General features: G+C 53.7%; 16 protein-coding genes. 3 read left to right on the top strand and 13 right to left on the bottom strand.

The annotated features are described in order from the left end of the window. Nucleotides 1-190: 190 nt before the first annotated feature. Together pepT and AC3WS9_RS13445 are read left to right on the top strand one after the other, a co-directional pair. On the top strand, nt 191-1414 hold the full coding sequence (pepT, locus tag AC3WS9_RS13450; protein ID WP_492488826.1) for a peptidase T: 1224 nt from the start codon (nt 191-193) through the stop codon (nt 1412-1414). A 106-nt stretch (nt 1415-1520) separates the two neighbouring features. Further along, a complete protein-coding gene (locus AC3WS9_RS13445) occupies nt 1521-2012 on the top strand; it encodes an REP-associated tyrosine transposase (RefSeq protein ID WP_492488824.1) in 492 nt (163 codons plus the stop codon). 126 nt (nt 2013-2138) lie between these two features. On the opposite strand, the gene AC3WS9_RS13440 is transcribed toward AC3WS9_RS13445, so the two are convergent. The 8 genes from AC3WS9_RS13440 to rluE all read right to left on the bottom strand — a co-directional run bounded on the left by AC3WS9_RS13440 (nt 2139) and on the right by rluE (nt 9953). Beyond that, on the bottom strand, nt 2139-3260 hold the full coding sequence (locus tag AC3WS9_RS13440; protein WP_282494949.1) for a ribosomal protein uL16 3-hydroxylase: 1122 nt from the start codon (nt 3258-3260) through the stop codon (nt 2139-2141). A gap of 90 nt (nt 3261-3350) precedes the next feature. Continuing rightward, complete coding sequence (gene phoQ / locus AC3WS9_RS13435) at nt 3351-4814, bottom strand: two-component system sensor histidine kinase PhoQ (RefSeq protein ID WP_285155209.1); 1464 nt, start codon at nt 4812-4814, stop codon at nt 3351-3353. Then, a complete protein-coding gene (phoP, locus tag AC3WS9_RS13430) occupies nt 4815-5486 on the bottom strand; it encodes a two-component system response regulator PhoP (protein ID WP_282495018.1) in 672 nt (223 codons plus the stop codon). 124 nt (nt 5487-5610) lie between these two features. Next, nucleotides 5611-6981, bottom strand: coding sequence for an adenylosuccinate lyase (gene purB / locus AC3WS9_RS13425; protein ID WP_102103465.1), 1371 nt, complete (start codon nt 6979-6981; stop codon nt 5611-5613). Nucleotides 6982-7000: 19 nt separating this feature from the next. Then, entirely contained in the window at nt 7001-7630 is a 630-nt protein-coding gene (gene hflD, locus AC3WS9_RS13420) for a high frequency lysogenization protein HflD (protein WP_095281631.1), read from the bottom strand. 27 nt (nt 7631-7657) lie between these two features. Then, entirely contained in the window at nt 7658-8767 is a 1110-nt protein-coding gene (gene mnmA / locus AC3WS9_RS13415) for a tRNA 2-thiouridine(34) synthase MnmA (protein WP_492488821.1), read from the bottom strand. 40 nt (nt 8768-8807) lie between these two features. After that, nucleotides 8808-9281 (bottom strand): NUDIX hydrolase, encoded by a 474-nt coding sequence (locus AC3WS9_RS13410; RefSeq protein WP_095281633.1) that lies wholly within the window; start codon nt 9279-9281, stop codon nt 8808-8810. A 9-nt stretch (nt 9282-9290) separates the two neighbouring features. After that, entirely contained in the window at nt 9291-9953 is a 663-nt protein-coding gene (rluE, locus tag AC3WS9_RS13405) for a 23S rRNA pseudouridine(2457) synthase RluE (RefSeq protein WP_282494953.1), read from the bottom strand. Between the two features lie 108 nt (nt 9954-10061). On the opposite strand from rluE, the gene icd reads away from it, so the two are divergent. After that, entirely contained in the window at nt 10062-11312 is a 1251-nt protein-coding gene (gene icd / locus AC3WS9_RS13400; protein WP_095281636.1) for an NADP-dependent isocitrate dehydrogenase, read from the top strand. Nucleotides 11313-11401: 89 nt separating this feature from the next. Here icd and AC3WS9_RS13395 read toward each other — a convergent pair whose 3' ends face one another. From AC3WS9_RS13395 to AC3WS9_RS13375, 5 genes are all read right to left on the bottom strand, one after another. Further along, nucleotides 11402-12076 (bottom strand): DUF1120 domain-containing protein, encoded by a 675-nt coding sequence (locus tag AC3WS9_RS13395; protein WP_282494954.1) that lies wholly within the window; start codon nt 12074-12076, stop codon nt 11402-11404. A gap of 329 nt (nt 12077-12405) precedes the next feature. After that, nucleotides 12406-13005, bottom strand: coding sequence for a helix-turn-helix domain-containing protein (locus AC3WS9_RS13390; protein ID WP_282494955.1), 600 nt, complete (start codon nt 13003-13005; stop codon nt 12406-12408). A gap of 103 nt (nt 13006-13108) precedes the next feature. After that, a complete protein-coding gene (locus AC3WS9_RS13385) occupies nt 13109-13663 on the bottom strand; it encodes a DUF1120 domain-containing protein (protein WP_282494956.1) in 555 nt (184 codons plus the stop codon). Beyond that, complete coding sequence (locus tag AC3WS9_RS13380; RefSeq protein WP_492488817.1) at nt 13660-16104, bottom strand: fimbrial biogenesis usher protein; 2445 nt, start codon at nt 16102-16104, stop codon at nt 13660-13662. The genes AC3WS9_RS13385 and AC3WS9_RS13380 overlap by 4 nt, the downstream gene beginning before the upstream one ends. Nucleotides 16105-16123: 19 nt before the next feature. Beyond that, entirely contained in the window at nt 16124-16822 is a 699-nt protein-coding gene (locus AC3WS9_RS13375; RefSeq protein ID WP_282494958.1) for a fimbria/pilus chaperone family protein, read from the bottom strand. Between the last annotated feature and the right edge of the window lie 68 nt (nt 16823-16890).

Below are 16890 nucleotides of genomic sequence, written 5' to 3'. Positions count from 1 at the left end.
TAATGAGGGCGGTCATTCTACGGCAAACCACTGAAATCACCAATCCTTGTGACTGATTGATAAGCTACATTTATTAACGAATCACGACAAAATCGAAAATATTCTCGTTTACGGGATAAAAGTGACCTGACGCAATATTTGGGATTTGATGCTTCCTGATAATGTTGTCACAAAAAGTGAGGGTGACTGCATGGAAAAATTACTTGAGCGTTTTTTACAGTACGTTTCGCTGGATACCCAATCTAAAGCGGGTGTCCGACAGGTGCCGAGCACCGAGGGCCAGTGGAAGCTTTTAAACCTGCTGAAGGATCAGCTGGAGGAGCTCGGCCTGGTCAACGTGACCTTAAGCGAGAAGGGCACTGTGATGGGGACGCTGCCGTCGAACGTCAAAGGTTCGGTTCCGGCGATTGGATTCATTTCTCACGTTGATACCTCACCTGATTTTAGCGGTAAAAACGTCAACCCGCAGATCGTGGAAAACTACCGCGGCGGTGATATCGCGCTCGGTATCGGCGATGAAGTATTGTCGCCGGTGATGTTCCCGGTGCTGCACCAGCTGCTGGGCCAGACGCTGATCACCACCGACGGCAAAACGCTGCTGGGTGCGGATGATAAAGCGGGCGTCGCGGAGATCATGACCGCCCTGGCGGTGCTGAAAGGCAAAAACATTCCTCACGGTGATATCCGCGTCGCCTTTACGCCCGATGAAGAGGTGGGCAAAGGGGCGAAGCATTTCGACGTGGAAGCGTTCGACGCGAAGTGGGCCTACACCGTCGACGGCGGTGGCGTGGGTGAGCTGGAGTTTGAAAACTTTAACGCGGCTTCAGTCACCATCAAAATCGTTGGCAACAATGTGCATCCTGGGTCGGCGAAAGGGGTGATGGTCAACGCGCTGTCGCTGGCTTCGCGGATTCATGCGGAAGTCCCGGCGGAAGAGAGTCCGGAGCAGACCGACGGGTACGAAGGTTTTTACCATCTGACCAGCATCAAAGGCACGGTAGACAGCGCGCAGATGCACTACATCGTCCGCGATTTTGACCGCAAAGCCTTTGAAGCGCGTAAGCGTAAGATGATGGAGATCGCCAAAAAAGTCGGCAAAGGGCTGCACCCGGATTGCTACATTGAGCTGATCATCGAAGACAGTTACTACAACATGCGCGAGAAGGTGATGGAGCATCCGCATATTCTCGACATCGCCCAGCAGGCGATGCGCGATTGCGACATCGAACCGCAGCTGAAACCGATTCGCGGCGGCACCGACGGGTCGCAACTCTCCTTCATGGGACTGCCGTGTCCGAACCTGTTTACCGGTGGGTATAACTACCACGGCAAGCACGAGTTTGTGACGCTGGAAGGGATGGAGAAAGCGGTGAAGGTGATTGTGCGGATTGCGGAGTTAACGGCGAAGCAGTGAATAAACGCCCGGTGGCGCTGCGCTTACCGGGCCTACAAAATCCGAATCGTAGGTCGGGTAAGGCGAAGCCGCCACCCGACACCCTGCACCCGGAAAAGGATTTCCCATGTCAAATTACCGCCGCAACTATATCCCTGGTGGAACCTGGTTTTTCACCGTTAATCTGCAAAATCGCCAGAGCGATCTGCTGACCCGCCATATCGATCACCTGCGCGGCGCATTACAAACTGTTAAACGCGCCAAACCCTTCACCATCAACGCCTGGGTGGTGCTTCCTGAACATATGCACTGCATCTGGACCTTACCGGAAAACGATGATGATTTTTCGGGCCGCTGGCGGGAAATCAAGAAAACCTTTACCCGCGCGATTGAAATGCGTCACGTGTGGCAATCACGATTCTGGGAACATACGATTCGCAACGAAGAGGATTTCCGGCGGCATATAGATTACGTGTATATCAATCCGGTCAAACATGGACATGTCACCCGCGTGGCGGATTGGCCGTTTTCAACGTTTCATCGCGATGTGCGCGACGGTTTATATCCGGAGGATTGGGCCGGTGAACCAGAAGATTTGGTGGCCGGGGAACCGAAATAAAAGCCGGGTGGCGGCTACGCCTTACCCGGCCTACAAAACCTGAATCGTAGGTCGGGTAAGCGAAGCGCCACCCGACATCAACAAACCGCACCGTTTTTGTAGGTCGGTCCGACACACGCAGCCAACTCAGTCCTCGAAGAACCAATACCCGCTATTCACCAGCGCCGCCAACATGGCGAGGAAGGACGGATCTTCCAGCGCATCGCCGAAGGTCTCTGCATTCAGCACCATATGGCTGGCCAGGGCTTCCAGCGCCGGACGGTGCGGGGAATCCAGCTTCTCGCCGTTGACGAAAATATCGTCGCCAATACGCAGCACGCGCAACCCACCCAGACGCACCAGCGAATCACCCTGCTGCAGGGCGTCGTAAATCTCATCCGGCTGATAAGGCGGCTCGGCGGGGGCAACGTCCAGCTCGTGACGCGACTGGCTGACAAACTCGCCAAACCACTGACGGAAATGTTCTGGCTCGTTAATCAGACCGAGCATCATCTCGCGCAGCTTATCCAGCTCCTGCGGCAGAATATCCGCAGGATGCTCACGCGCAGGCACGTCCGGATCGCTGTAGCGATGGCTGCCCAGCTCGCGTTGCAGCACGTAATCCGCAAATCCGCTGATCATCTCGCGGCCGCTTGGCGCGCGGAAACCGACCGAATAGTTCAGGGAGTTTTCGAGGGAATAGCCTTCGTGCGGGAATCCTGGCGGAATATAGAGAATATCGCCCGGCTCCATCTCTTCGTCGATGATGCCTTCAAACGGGTCGACCTGAAGCAGGTCTGGATGCGGGCAGTGCTGTTTCATCGGCACTTTCTCGCCGACGCGCCAGCGACGACGGCCGGTACCCTGAATGATAAACACGTCGTACTGATCGAGGTGCGGACCCACGCCGCCACCCGGCACGGAGAAGGAGATCATCAGATCGTCCATGCGCCAGTCTGGCAGGGCGCGGAACGGATGCATCAGCGCAGCGGTAGGTTCATGCCAGTGGTTCACGGCCTGCACCAGCAGCGACCAGTTGGTCTCGCCGAGGTGATCGTAACTTTCAAAAGGACCGTGACTGACCTGCCATTTCCCCTCCTGATGACTCACCAGGCGGCTGTCGACTTCGTTTTCCATCGCCAGTCCAGCCAGTTCATCCGGCGAGATCGGGTCGACAAAATTGCTGATCCCGCGTTTCAGAACGACAGGGCGTTTTTGCCAGTAACGTTCGATAAACTCGGGCCAGTTAAGTGTTAATTGATAATCCATAATTATATTTCCGCAGGCTCTTACTGACTCGGATTATAACGGAAGCGCAAGAGCCTGCGCGCGAGAATCTCGCTTTTTTCACATTCCGTTCTAACTATCGTCAGAAGAGGGATGCTGACGACCAAAAATGGCGACCATCCGCGCGCCGCCCAGCAGGCTGTCGCTGGTTTCGATTCGCCCGTTGTACTGATCGACAATCTCCTGCGCGACGGATAATCCCACGCCCTGACCGGGGCGCAGGGTGTCGGCGCGTTGACCGCGGTCAAACACCACGTCGCGTTTGTTTTGCGGAATGCCGGGGCCGTCATCCTCGACGATGATTTGCAGCTCGTCATCGGTCTGATGCGCAGACACTTCCACAAACTCGAGGCAATATTTGCAGGCGTTATCCAGCAGGTTGCCCATCACTTCCATAAAGTCATTTTTCTCGCCGACAAAACTGATCTCCGGCGAAATATCGAGGCTAATGTTCACCCCTTTACGTTGATAAACTTTATTCAGCGCCGAGGTCAGGCTGTCCAGCAGCGGGGCGACAGGGTGCAGCTCGCGGCTCAGCAACGGGCTGCCCGAGCGCATACTGGCGCGGTGCAGGTAATAGCCAATCTGCTGGGAGATACGGCTGATCTGCTCAAGCATCACCGGCTCGGCGTCGTCGACGCTGAGCTTCGAGCTGCGCATGGATCGCAGGGTGCTCTGCATCACCGCCAGCGGGGTTTTCAGGCTGTGTGTCAGATCGGTCAGCGTGGTGCGGTATTTATCGTACCGCTCGCGCTCGCTTTTCAGCAGACGGTTGAGGTTGCGCACCAGGCTGGTGAGTTCGCGGGTGGTTTGCGGATTGAGTTTATCCCGGTTGTGCTCTTCGAGTTCGCGGACCTCTTTCGCCAGCGATTCAATAGGGCGCAGGCTCCACCAGGCGGCGACCCACAGGAGCGGGATCACCAGCAGCAGGTTAGCTGCCAGAACATACACGAACCAGCTCCAGACCATATAGGAGCGTTTAAGCTCAACCGGAATGGTGTCGATCACCACGATGGTGAGCTGCGGCATATCCATGGTCGCGGGATAGAGATTGATCGCCACCGAGTGGGTCATCTCCGTGTTGTCGTCGTCCTCGCGGATCTCGTCGAGCTGACGCTGCATCGAGGCGTCGTTGCCCAGCAGGCTGCTGGTTGCGTTCAGATCGGCTTCGAGCTCGTGGAAGCCGTTGGTTTTCAGCCACTCCGGGCGAATACTTTTTTCCAGCCACGGCACATGGCGTTGCGCCCACAGCAGCTGGCCTTTTTCATCATAAATCAGCGCCATCGTCGGACTCTGCCGGTTCAGGTTCTCCGGCATTTCCACGCTGATGCGATTGTTTTCCCATTTAGCCAGGGTATAAAAGAGATTGCTCTCGCCGCGCAGCAGGCGGAAGGTGGTTTTGTCGAAGCTGACGCTATACCCGACCAGCGCCACCATGCCGTACGCGAGTGACAGGATTAGCACCACGGCGGCAGTGGCCAGCAAAAAGCGGACCCGCAGCGACAGCGGCAAAAAGTGGCGAAGGATTTTTTTCATTTAGCGTAATTCAAACAGGTATCCCTGACCCCTCACCGTGGTGATGACGTCCTGCGGATACTGCGCCTGGATTTTTTTACGCAGGCGGCCCATCAGCACGTCGATGGTGTGGCTTTCGCGCAGCTCGGCATCCGGATAAAGCTGGAGCATTAAGGAATCCTTGCTCACCACTTTGCCGCTGTTGCGGATCAGCGTTTCCATAATGGTGTATTCAAACGCCGTCAGTTTGATGACTTCGTCGTTGATCGAGAATTCACGACGCGAGAGATCGACCTGGAAAGGAGGAAGAGAGATCACCTGTGACGCCAGGCCGCTGTTACGGCGCATCAACGCCTGCATACGGGCGGCCACTTCTTCGATGTGGAAAGGTTTGGTCACATAGTCGTCGGCACCCGCGCTGAGCACTTCGACTTTATCCTGCCAGCCTTCGCGGGCGGTTAAAACCAGCACCGGGAGCGAGACATCGTGGCTGCGCCAGCGGCGGATCAGCGACAGACCGTCTTCGTCCGGCAGCCCCAGATCGACGATGGCGATATCGGGCAGGTGTTCATTGAGATAATAATCCGCTTCTTTTGCGTCTTCCGCGTCGTCGACCTGATGCCCCAGTTCCTGAAGCTGAACTTTCAGGTGATGACGTAGCAATGCATTATCCTCAACAACCAGTACGCGCATCATCTCTTCTCCCTAACATGAATGGTATGAATAGTTTAACGTGATTATGTTGTTACGGGGATAAACATTGCGTAAACCGCAGAGGAAGGAACCCTCTTTCCGGGCGGAAAGAGGGTGAGGGGAATTACTTCAGCTCATCAACCATAGCAATAGCGCGGCCAATGTAGTTCGCCGGCGTCATCGCTTTCAGGCGCGTTTTCTCTTCTTCTGGCACATCCAGACCGTCGATAAACTGCTTCATGCCTTCGGCGTCGACACGCTTGCCGCGGGTCAGCTCTTTCAGTTTTTCGTATGGCTTTTCAATGCCGTAACGGCGCATCACGGTCTGGATTGGCTCCGCCAGCACTTCCCAGTTGTGATCCAGCTCGTCCAACAGACGGTCGCGGTTCACTTCCAGTTTGCTCACCCCTTTCAGGGTGGACTGGTAGGCGATCAGCGCATAGCCAATACCCACGCCGAGGTTACGCAGCACGGTGGAGTCGGTCAGGTCACGCTGCCAGCGGGAGACCGGCAGTTTGCTCGCCATATGCTGCAGCAGGGCATTCGCCAGGCCCAGGTTGCCTTCGGAGTTTTCGAAGTCAATCGGGTTCACTTTGTGCGGCATGGTTGAAGAGCCGATTTCACCGGCGATGGTTTTCTGTTTGAAGTGGTTCAGGGCTACGTAGCCCCACACATCTCGGTCGAAGTCGATCAGGATGGTGTTGAAGCGCGCGATGCAGTCAAACAGCTCGGCGATGTAGTCGTGCGGCTCGATCTGAGTGGTGTACGGGTTCCACTGAATGCCCAGAGAAGTCACGAACTCTTCGCTGAACTGGTGCCAGTCCACTTCCGGGTAAGCGGCGATGTGGGCGTTATAGTTCCCGACCGCGCCGTTGATTTTACCGAGGATCTCAACCTGCTCCAGCTGGCGATACTGACGCTCCATGCGGTACGCCACGTTCGCCATCTCTTTACCCATCGTGGACGGGGTGGCTGGCTGACCGTGGGTACGGGAGAGCAGTGGGATATCACGGTATTGCACGGCCAGATCTTTCACCGCGTCGATGATTTTGCGCCAGTAAGGCAGCACCACGTCCTGACGCGCGGTAGAGAGCATCAGCGCGTGAGACAGGTTGTTGATATCTTCTGAAGTACAGGCGAAGTGGATGAACTCAGACACCGCGTGCAGCGCCGGTACGCTTTCCACTTTCTCTTTCAGGAAGTATTCAACCGCTTTCACGTCGTGGTTGGTGGTGCGCTCAATGGTTTTGATACGCGCCGCGTCTTCTTCGCTGAACTCCGCGACGATTTTATCAAGGTAATCGTTTGCCTGGGCGTCAAAAGCAGGAACTTCCTTGATTGCTGCCTGGGTAGCTAACTTTTGCAGCCAGCGCACTTCAACCTGTACACGGAACTTCAGCAGACCATATTCGCTGAAGATCCCGCGCAGCGCGCTGACTTTATCGCCGTAACGTCCATCGACAGGGGAAACGGCGGTCAGTGAGGATAATTCCATAATTCGCAACTCCGGGAGGTTAACAATGAGCAAGAATTTGTTTTGCCTGAGTCGTCAGGCGATTACGAGAGAACATTAACTGCAGTCGGCCACCGCCAACCTGATGCCACAGCACGGCGGCACGAATACCGGCCAGCAGCGAGGCGCGAACCTTCGCCTGCACCTGCGGGCTTTGCAGCACGGCAGGGGAGCCGGTGACCTGGATGCGCGGCCCCAGCGGGCTGATGACATCGACATAAATCGCGGCCATCGCACTCATCAGGGTTTCGGACTGCAAATCAAAATGGTCGAGCTGACGCTGCAGGCCGTCAATGCGGTTGCCGAGCGTGTCCATCGCGCCTTTTGCGCCGCTCAGCTTACGCTCCAGCACCATCAGGCTTAAGGTGTAGCGGGTCAGCTCTGCATTCAGCCCCTGACGGTTGCTGGCATTCAGCACCCCGAGCAGGGTTTCGAGACCGAGGCGAAGATTGGTTTCGCTGCCACCGAACACGCCCAGCGTCGAGCCGGGGTTAAGGTCGATAACGCTGTTGAGCGAAACGTGCAGCGCATCAGCGTCGCAATGACCCTGATGTGCCAGCTGTTGCACCAGACGGGCGGACTGGCAAATACCTGCCAGCGCCAGGGTGATGTCATAGTAATTCTTCGCCACACGTGCTCCTTTTGGTGTGAAATCGGTTTATTCGGCCAGCGGCAGACGCTGTTCAATGATCCCGCCGCCAAGGCAAATTTCGCCGCTGTAGAAGACGGCGGACTGGCCTGGCGTGACGGCAGAAACTGGCTCGTCGAAGCGCACTTCGATACGCTCGTCATCAATGGCCGTGACGGTGCAAGGGATATCTGTCTGACGATAACGGGTTTTCACCGTGCAGCGCAGGGTGCCGATGAACGGCTCGCGATCGACCCAGTGCAGCTGTTGGGCAATCAGGCCGACGGACATCAGACGCGGATGCTCGTGTCCCTGCGCCACCACCAGAATATTGTTTTCGACATCTTTATCGACCACGTACCACGGCTCTTCGCTGCCTTCTTTGGTGCCGCCGATCCCCAGACCTTTACGCTGGCCCAGAGTGTGGTACATCAGCCCCTGATGCTCGCCGACGTCATCCCCGTCAACGGTGATGATTTTGCCCGGCTGAGCAGGCAGGTAACGCCCGAGGAATTCGCGGAATTTACGCTCGCCGATAAAACAGATGCCGGTGGAGTCTTTTTTCTTTGCGGTGATCAAATCCAGATCTTCGGCGATTTTACGCACTTCCGGTTTTTCCAGCTCACCGACCGGGAACAGGCTTTGCGCAATCTGCTCGTGGCCTAAAGTGTAGAGGAAATAGCTCTGATCTTTGTTGCCGTCGAGACCGCGCAGCAGCTGGCTTTTGCCATCGACATCCGCGCGGCGTACGTAGTGACCGGTCGCGATGTAATCTGCGCCCAGGTCTTCAGCGGCGAATTCGAGGAAGGCTTTGAATTTGATCTCTTTGTTGCAGAGGATGTCCGGGTTTGGGGTGCGGCCCGCTTTGTACTCTTCGAGGAAGAGTTCGAACACGTTGTCCCAGTACTCTGCGGCAAAGTTTACGGTATGCAGCTCAATGCCGAGTTTGTCGCACACGGCCTGCGCATCCGCAAGATCCGCTGCCGCCGTACAGTATTCCTCGCCATCGTCTTCCTCCCAGTTCTTCATGAACAGGCCTTCCACTTGATAGCCCTGCTGTTGCAGCAGGTAGGCGGAAACGGAGGAATCGACACCGCCGGACATGCCGACGATCACTTTTTTCTGGCTGTTATCTGACATGGAATACTCACGACATTGAACTTAAAGGCGGCGTATTCTATCACGCGCCCCCCGCATTGGCACCCTCTGTAAACGGCCAGTTAAATTCTGCGATCACCTCAAGCGGCAGGCGGCTGCCAGACTGATAGCAGCGAATGCTTTCGGCAACCAGCGGTGAGCGCAGGTTTGGCGCGTTCAGGATCTCCTCAGCCGTCACCCACAGGCAGCGGTCGATATCATCGTCGTGCGGCTCAGTGGCGCACATTTCGTTAAGTTCGACGACGAATAAAAAGCGCAGGAACGGCGTGCGATCCGGGGCGATCCACTGATGCAGACGCACAAAGTGCTGCGGCTCGGCGTGGATGCCTGTCTCTTCCCACAGCTCGCGACGCGCGGCCTGGACCAGCGTTTCGTCGGCTTCAAGATGGCCTGCGGGCTGGTTCCAGAGCGCTTTGCCGTTGATGGTCTCTTCGACGACCAGGAATTTGCCTTCGGCGTGCACCAGGGTGGCGACGGTAACGTGTGGTTTAAACATCTGTTCTCCTTAGATTGAGTCGATCGGGATCTCTCGCCATTCACCGGACGCCAGAGTGTCGAGCGTCAATGTGCCCATCGCATAGCGTATCAGGCGCAACGTGGGAAAACCGACGTGCGCCGTCATGCGTCGCACCTGGCGGTTCCGTCCTTCGTATAAGGTGATTTTCAGCCAGCTGGTGGGGATGGTTTTGCGTTCGCGAACCGGCGGATTGCGCGGCCATAACCACGCTGGCTCTTCGACGAGCTCGATGCCCGCGGGCAGGGTGGGGCCGTCGTTAAGTGTCACGCCATTGCGCAGGGCATCCATCGCCTCTGCCGTCGGTTCGCCCTCCACCTGCACGTAGTAAATCTTACCGGTGCGCTTGCCCGGTTGAGTCAGTCGCGCCTGTAGCTGACCGTCATTAGTCAGCACAAGCAGGCCTTCGCTGTCGCGATCCAGGCGGCCAGCGGCATAAATTCCTTGTAACGGGATGTAATCTTTCAGGGTGCTGCGTCCCGCCTCGTCCGTGAACTGCGGCAGCACATCATAAGGTTTATTGAAGATAACCAGCCGCTTCGGTCCAGTGTCAGGCTTTTTTTTGGCGCTGCGTCGCGTGCTGAATCGTTCAACTTGGTGATTTCTAAAAGAAGTTTTGTTCATAGTGTTTTCAGAATGGGTGTATTCGAGCATTATAACGGAAATTCATGAGTGATTGGCGCGAGCCTGATATTCGAGTAGTATGAGCTCGCATATTACAACTCATTAACAAAAAACCAGAAGCGCTCGAAGGAGAGGTTAATGGAAAGCAAAGTAGTCGTTCCGGCGGAAGGTAAGAAGATCACCCTGCAAGATGGCAAACTGAACATCCCTCACAACCCAATCATTCCTTTCATTGAAGGTGATGGTATCGGTGTGGATGTGACGCCAGCCATGATCAAAGTGGTGGATGCCGCCGTGCAGAAAGCCTATAAGGGCGAGCGGAAAATTTCCTGGATGGAAATCTATACCGGCGAAAAATCTACCCAGCTGTATGGCCAGGATGTCTGGCTGCCAGAAGAAACTCTGGACCTGATTCGTGATTACCGCGTTGCCATCAAAGGCCCGCTGACTACCCCGGTCGGTGGCGGTATTCGTTCCCTGAACGTTGCGCTGCGCCAGCAGCTTGACCTGTACGTGTGTCTGCGCCCGGTGCGTTACTACGCGGGCACGCCAAGCCCGGTTAAACACCCTGAGCTGACCAACATGGTGATCTTCCGTGAAAACTCCGAAGACATCTATGCCGGTATCGAGTGGAAAGCCGACAGCGCCGAAGCCGAGAAAGTGATCAAGTTCCTGCGCGATGAGATGGGCGTGACGAAGATTCGTTTCCCTGAACATTGCGGCATCGGCATCAAGCCATGCTCCGAAGAAGGCACTAAACGCCTGGTGCGTGCAGCCATCGAATACGCGATCACCAACGACCGTGATTCCGTGACCCTGGTGCACAAAGGCAACATCATGAAATTCACCGAAGGCGCTTTCAAAGACTGGGGTTACCAGTTGGCGCGTGAGGAGTTTGGTGGTGAGCTGATCGACGGCGGCCCATGGGTGAAAATCAAGAACCCAAATACCGGCAAAGAGATCGTGGTTAAAGACGTGATCGCCGATGCGTTCCTGCAGCAGATCCTGCTGCGTCCGGCGGAATACGACGTGATCGCCTGTATGAACCTGAACGGTGACTACATCTCCGACGCCCTGGCAGCCCAGGTTGGCGGTATCGGTATCGCTCCAGGCGCCAACATCGGTGACGAGTGCGCGCTGTTCGAAGCCACCCACGGTACCGCACCAAAATACGCAGGCCAGGATAAAGTGAACCCAGGTTCTATCATCCTGTCCGCGGAAATGATGTTGCGTCATATGGAATGGTTCGAAGCCGCAGACCTGATCGTCAAAGGTATGGAAGGCGCGATTAACGCTAAGACCGTGACTTATGATTTTGAACGTCTGATGGAAGGCGCTAAGCTGCTGAAATGTTCCGAGTTTGGTGACGCGATCATTAAAAACATGTAATCCATTTTCGGGATTAAATGAAAACGGGAGCCGATGGGCTCCCGTTTTTTTATGTCTGTTTAGGTGTGACTTTGCCTTGTAAGAGTCGCTTACAGGTACTTCACAGAGATGGTTGCCTGGCCGTCCAGAGGGGTGTCATCGGTAATCGCCAGAGTGGCAGTATCCTGGATTGATGCGCCAACAGTCAAAACATCACTGGCTGTGGTGATTGCAACGGGATTACCCTGAGTATCAGCGAAGGTGATCAGTCGGCTACCGTCTGGGTGGTTATAGACGTCACCAGCCTCTGGGGCCCAGTTGGCACCATTATCAACAGAATCTGCCAGATGCCCAGGGGCTGAATCAACTGTGGCTTGATCGTAAATGGCAACGAGACCATATGAACCTAATTTGACATGATCTGCTGTTTCGCCCAGACCAAACTCATTGGCTGCGGTTGTAACAGCACTGCCTACTTTCGGAGCTGTATCGACAACACTTGAAGATTTATCATCCATTGTCGTCCAGGCTACTTTAGTTGGACTTGTGCAGCTCAGAGTCAGGGTAATATTCTTATCACCCAACTGGTTTACGGCAGTATCACTCAGAGAAGCGATCGGCAGTGTTCCATAATCCACTACGCCACCGGATGAAAGAGAAGGCGTACAGGAACCCATAATTAACTTACCTTGTACTTTCAGGTCGGCAGTATCAGCTGCGAATGCTGAATTAGCGGTAGAGATAACGAGTGCAGCGGCTGCACAGAATTTAAAAATATTTTTCATGGAATAATGACTCTTCAGTTGGATGATTTAAATAAGACACTGTTGTCTTGTTGGATATATTATCTGTGTTTCCTCTCAATGCATCAATTCAATAAGCACGCAGTTATGGATTCAATGTTGAGTGTAAAATTGGACTTGAATTTATATTTATAGAAATCAGCATTTTTAATGAGGTGTGGAAATAAATGCAATTTTTTAATCTAGATAGAATTAAGAGCAGCGACGCGTGGTAATGTAAAGGGGGAGGGATAAACAGAATCTAAAAAGACTACGGATTGCCTGAACAATCGATACTGGCAATCCGCAAAGTAGATGAGTTATAAGGCTGATTACTCGAGGTTCTTCACATCCATCAGCAAGCCCTTGCTGAGCAATATCTTACCTTCGGCCTTAAACTGGGCCAGCATCTTCATCACTGTGCTGCGCGATAGCCCGCTTTTATCGACAATATAATCAGCTGCTGTACGACGTAAACGAATAATTTCAGGTTCTGCCTGCAGCTGATACAGACAGTTAATCACCAGGGCATAGCTGGATACCCCAGCCATATTGTTAACATACTTCAGCATGTTAGCGATGGTTGTCATATGGTTGACGGAGACACCTTGCCACAGGTTTTTATCATTGATGATTTTCTCTGCCTCTACGAATGGTAGAAATTCATAACGAATGTCAGTGCAGGCACGAAAATAGAGATATGTGGTATCGAAGTAGAGGTTGATGCCGAAAATTCGCGGGGCGCTAAAGTTAACTAACAGACGGTCATCACTTGGACGACAGCCTGAAATTACACCCTCATGGAATATAAGTATATTTCTTTCCGTGAAACCATCCATTGTGACAATTTGGTTTTTACGTTTAGAAAATATATTTTCTTGTTGCGATAAGTTGTCAATTAAGAGCTGAATATGTTCCTTGGGATTTAACATGATTTTTTCCACTCGTCACTGTTGCCGTTAATGGTAGCCTATATTCAGAAGGAGGTGTGACTTGATAGCCACATAGATACGACCTGATGCATATGCAGTTTTATTACTGGCCCTCAAGCTGAACCGTCAGGTTGGTCATCAAGTTCGTTTCATCCTGGACGGAATGTATCCCCTGCTTAAGCGCGGGTCGAATATGCAAAAGTATAGAGAATTGCTGACCGGCAGGCACTTCACCGTTACGAACAGGAAGCAGGCCGTCGTTATTCAGCACCAGCACCTTTTTCCGATTTCTCTCTTGCTTAGGGACAAAGGAGCCATGGGACAGAGTCTTACCGAGATCAACGGGTTTACCGTCCAGCACCGCCTGTTGAGCAGAGATCAGAATATCTCCGTTGTCTCCAAAGCGAAACCGTCGCTCACCAGAATCATCGCTAATGAACAGCGCCATCGCTTGCGGTTCACTGCAAATAGCATTCACTCTGACCTCACGCTCATCCAGCGTATAGACACCGCCGCGATGGCTGGTAATGTCGTTGTTGCTGAGCTTGCCGTAATCAACAGTCGTATCAGAAACGGTGACGTTGCATTCGGCGCGGGCAGCATTTGCGCAGAGTAATCCCGCCAGTAGCGTGAATTTAATGATGGATTGGATTTTCATTTGCATACCCCGTTGATATTTTCATAAGTCTGATTTTCGCCACCTTTTGCCAGGGCGTAACTGATCTGGCATACGTTCACGCCATCTTCGTTCGTGAGATAAAGCGCCGGTTTGGCAGAAACGTCTTCCATAAACAGAAGGCCATCGTCCACTGCCGTGGCAGCGTAGTTACCGTCACCATCAACCACGGTACTGCCTTTTTTCAGGGTCTTACCATTTGCCATTTGCACGCGGATCATGGCCCGGTGGACATGCAGCGTATTGAACGCTACGTGTCCGACGGCTCCGCGACCTGCTGCCAGTTCACTGAAACCGTTCTCGACGTCCACATCCTGCGGAAGACTATTACTGTCCAGTTCGACTCGAACTTTGTGGTACGGATTAACGGAAGGTACGATGGCCTTGCCCCAATGATCGGTCCAGACATCACCCGCTGGGGTGTTGATTCGCGTTCCGGCCAAATCTTTACCCGCATCGATGATGGCGAATGTGTCCTTAACCGGCCAGGGTGAGAAGGTTACGCCGCTATCATGCGCAACCACGCCACCAGAAAGTGCCACACCATAGTTACGACCATCTGGACCATCGGTTCCGGCGCTAACGCCCAGTCGGGTGTAGTGCAGATTACTGTTGATCGAGCCGCTGAAGCTGTTTTCCCGATCGGCCAGATCGCGCTCGGCAGCCAGGGAATAACTGGTGCTCTGACTTATATCCCCGCTGGTCTGCAATCCGGTATTGGTCTCATGATGCATGGTGTGCGAGTAGGCGCTGACGTGCTGACCGCCAAGGGGCATGCTGATATTCACAAACACCGTGTCCCCGTTGTCTTCGCTCTCGTTGCGACCATCGTCCTGATCATCGTTTTTCTGATTCACTGAGCGCTGCCAGCTGACGTTCAGGTTCATGTGGCCAAATGACTTACCCCATGAGGCGTTCACAAATTCGCTGCCTTCGGTTCCTTCTGTACCCTGGTTCTTCGAGTAACGCAGATTAAAGGAACCCAAATTCGACAGGGAGTAATGCAGCCCTGCAGAGTATTGGCCTTCGTACTGCTGAAAATCATCCTCAAGAGAGTCTTCCAGTTCGCGATAGCCCTGGGTATAACGCGTCATGCTGACATCGGTCGTCAGTTGGCCGGACAAGGCGTAGCTGGCTGACAAGGTGCTGCTACGTCCTTTTACGCCATGCTCTTCATCCAGCGACGCCTTAAAGGTGGCCGACAGCAGCATTTTATTAAAGGGTAAGGTATCCAGCGTGAGAGCCGCAGAGTCATAGCCCTGTGCAGTCATCACGCCGGTACCGATATTCAGCCAGGGTTTGACCCGCCAGCCGTCGGAGAGGGTCGCCAGCATCGGCTGACTCTCCCCGTCGCCGTTGCTGCGATAGCGGCCCACGGCGGCAGAAAGGCCTGACGGACTGGTCAGTTGATGACTGTTCACCGCATCAGCAGGGATCACGAAATGGCTTTTACTGCCGTCGGTTTCCGTGACCGTGACATCGAGTTCGGCATTGCTGCGAATAATCGGAACATCGTTCAGAGTGAACGGACCCACGGGGACCAGAGTGGAATAGACCATCCGGCCTCCCTGGCGGACTTCAACACGCGCCTGGGCTGTGCGGGCAATACCAGAAACAGCCACACCGCTGCTGCCTTCCGGGCTCAGTGCTTCTTCCGGCATGATCTGCATACCTGAAATGGCGGTGCCAGCGAAAATCGTGCCGCCAGTGTTGATTTCACCCGCCTGGAATAATTTCTTGCTATCAACAAGCGTATGCTGCAGATAGGCGTAAAGGTTATCGGTGGTACGCGTGCCGTCATTCTCTGCCAGGGATTGTCTGCTGCGAAACAGCCAGTCATGGACGTTCAAACCCTCTTCCAACATCAGTTGCTTAGTCTCGCTGTTGCCGCTGTCAGACCTATTTTGCGTCGCGAAAGCGGTATAATTGAGAATGCCTGCCGTACCGCCCGTGCTGTAATCTTTGGCCTGATCGCCTTCGCCTGTTGTATCAATGGCCTCTTGCGGAACGACCAGATCCAGCTCTTCCTGTGCAGGAACGGGAGTAATCACTGTGCCTGGGAAGGTTTTGGTATAGTCGAAACAGGCGTTGCTCTTTTCGTCATCGCTGAGCTTTGTCACTTCATGCGGCACCACTAACGAAGCTCCCTGCAGAAAAGGGGTGGTGGCACAAAGCTGGCCATCCTGGCCAAAAGTTGCGGATACCTTTCCTTTTCTCTCGCCATTCACCACCACGGTGACCATTTTTACGCCGGGCGTAAATTTCGGTGTAGAGGCAAAATAGTGACCCAGTGAAGGATCAAGCCCACGATCTTTGATGATGCTGGTATTAAACTCCAGCGGAGCTTCAGTCGCCGAGGAAAGTACCGGATACAGGCAGCACAGTACGGCTAACGATAAATAACGACGCGATAACGAAACCATCTCAGAATACTCGGTTAGATTATTTATTCAGAGTGGCGGTGTAGCTTGGGACATCAATGCCGTAGCGACTGGCCGGGAAGAATTTTAATTGGCTATCTCCGGCAAGTGATGTTTTTGCCTGCGCAGTCAGCGTCTGACCTGGAAGAATATAAGTCTGCTTAATTTTCATTTGCGTACCTGAAGGCTGAGCCACCAGATTTTCAGCCATACGCACCACGTAAGGAGAGTCATTTTTGACAGTAACTGTGTTACCGGATGCAGACCATTTCAGCAGTGTCCAGGCATCTTTTACGACCGCAAGACTTGCCGGATGAATCAGTACCGGAATATCCTGACGAATATTAATGGACACCCGGCTGTGATCGCTTTTTATTTTCGGTGGAATACCTTCAAAGGTCACGCGCTTCAAATGTTCTGTTGTTAATGGGGCATCGGTCGCCAGAATAAAACGCAGCTGTTGGGTCTGTCCATCTTCGACACGGGTGACGGGCTGGGTGACGGTCAGATGCGTACCTGTATCCCCAGGAATATCGACAATATTGGTATACAGCAGGGAAGGGTGCGGGTCGGTATTTTTAACATTAATGCTACCGCCTTTATCCTGCTCTTCAATAATAAGCAGCGAGGATTCTGGAACCATACCCGTGGCCAGTGCGGCGGCGGATTTAATAATAAGTAATAATGTAATGAGTTTTGCTGATTTTTTCAGGTGAACCATATTATCTCCAGTCGGTAATTAAATTATATTAAAAGGCGGAGGTTGATGACGAACATCGCTATCCGATG

It is taken from the genome of Lelliottia sp. EB106-05-01-XG201, assembly GCF_058791735.1.
This window is presented reverse-complemented; position numbering and strand designations above follow the sequence as displayed.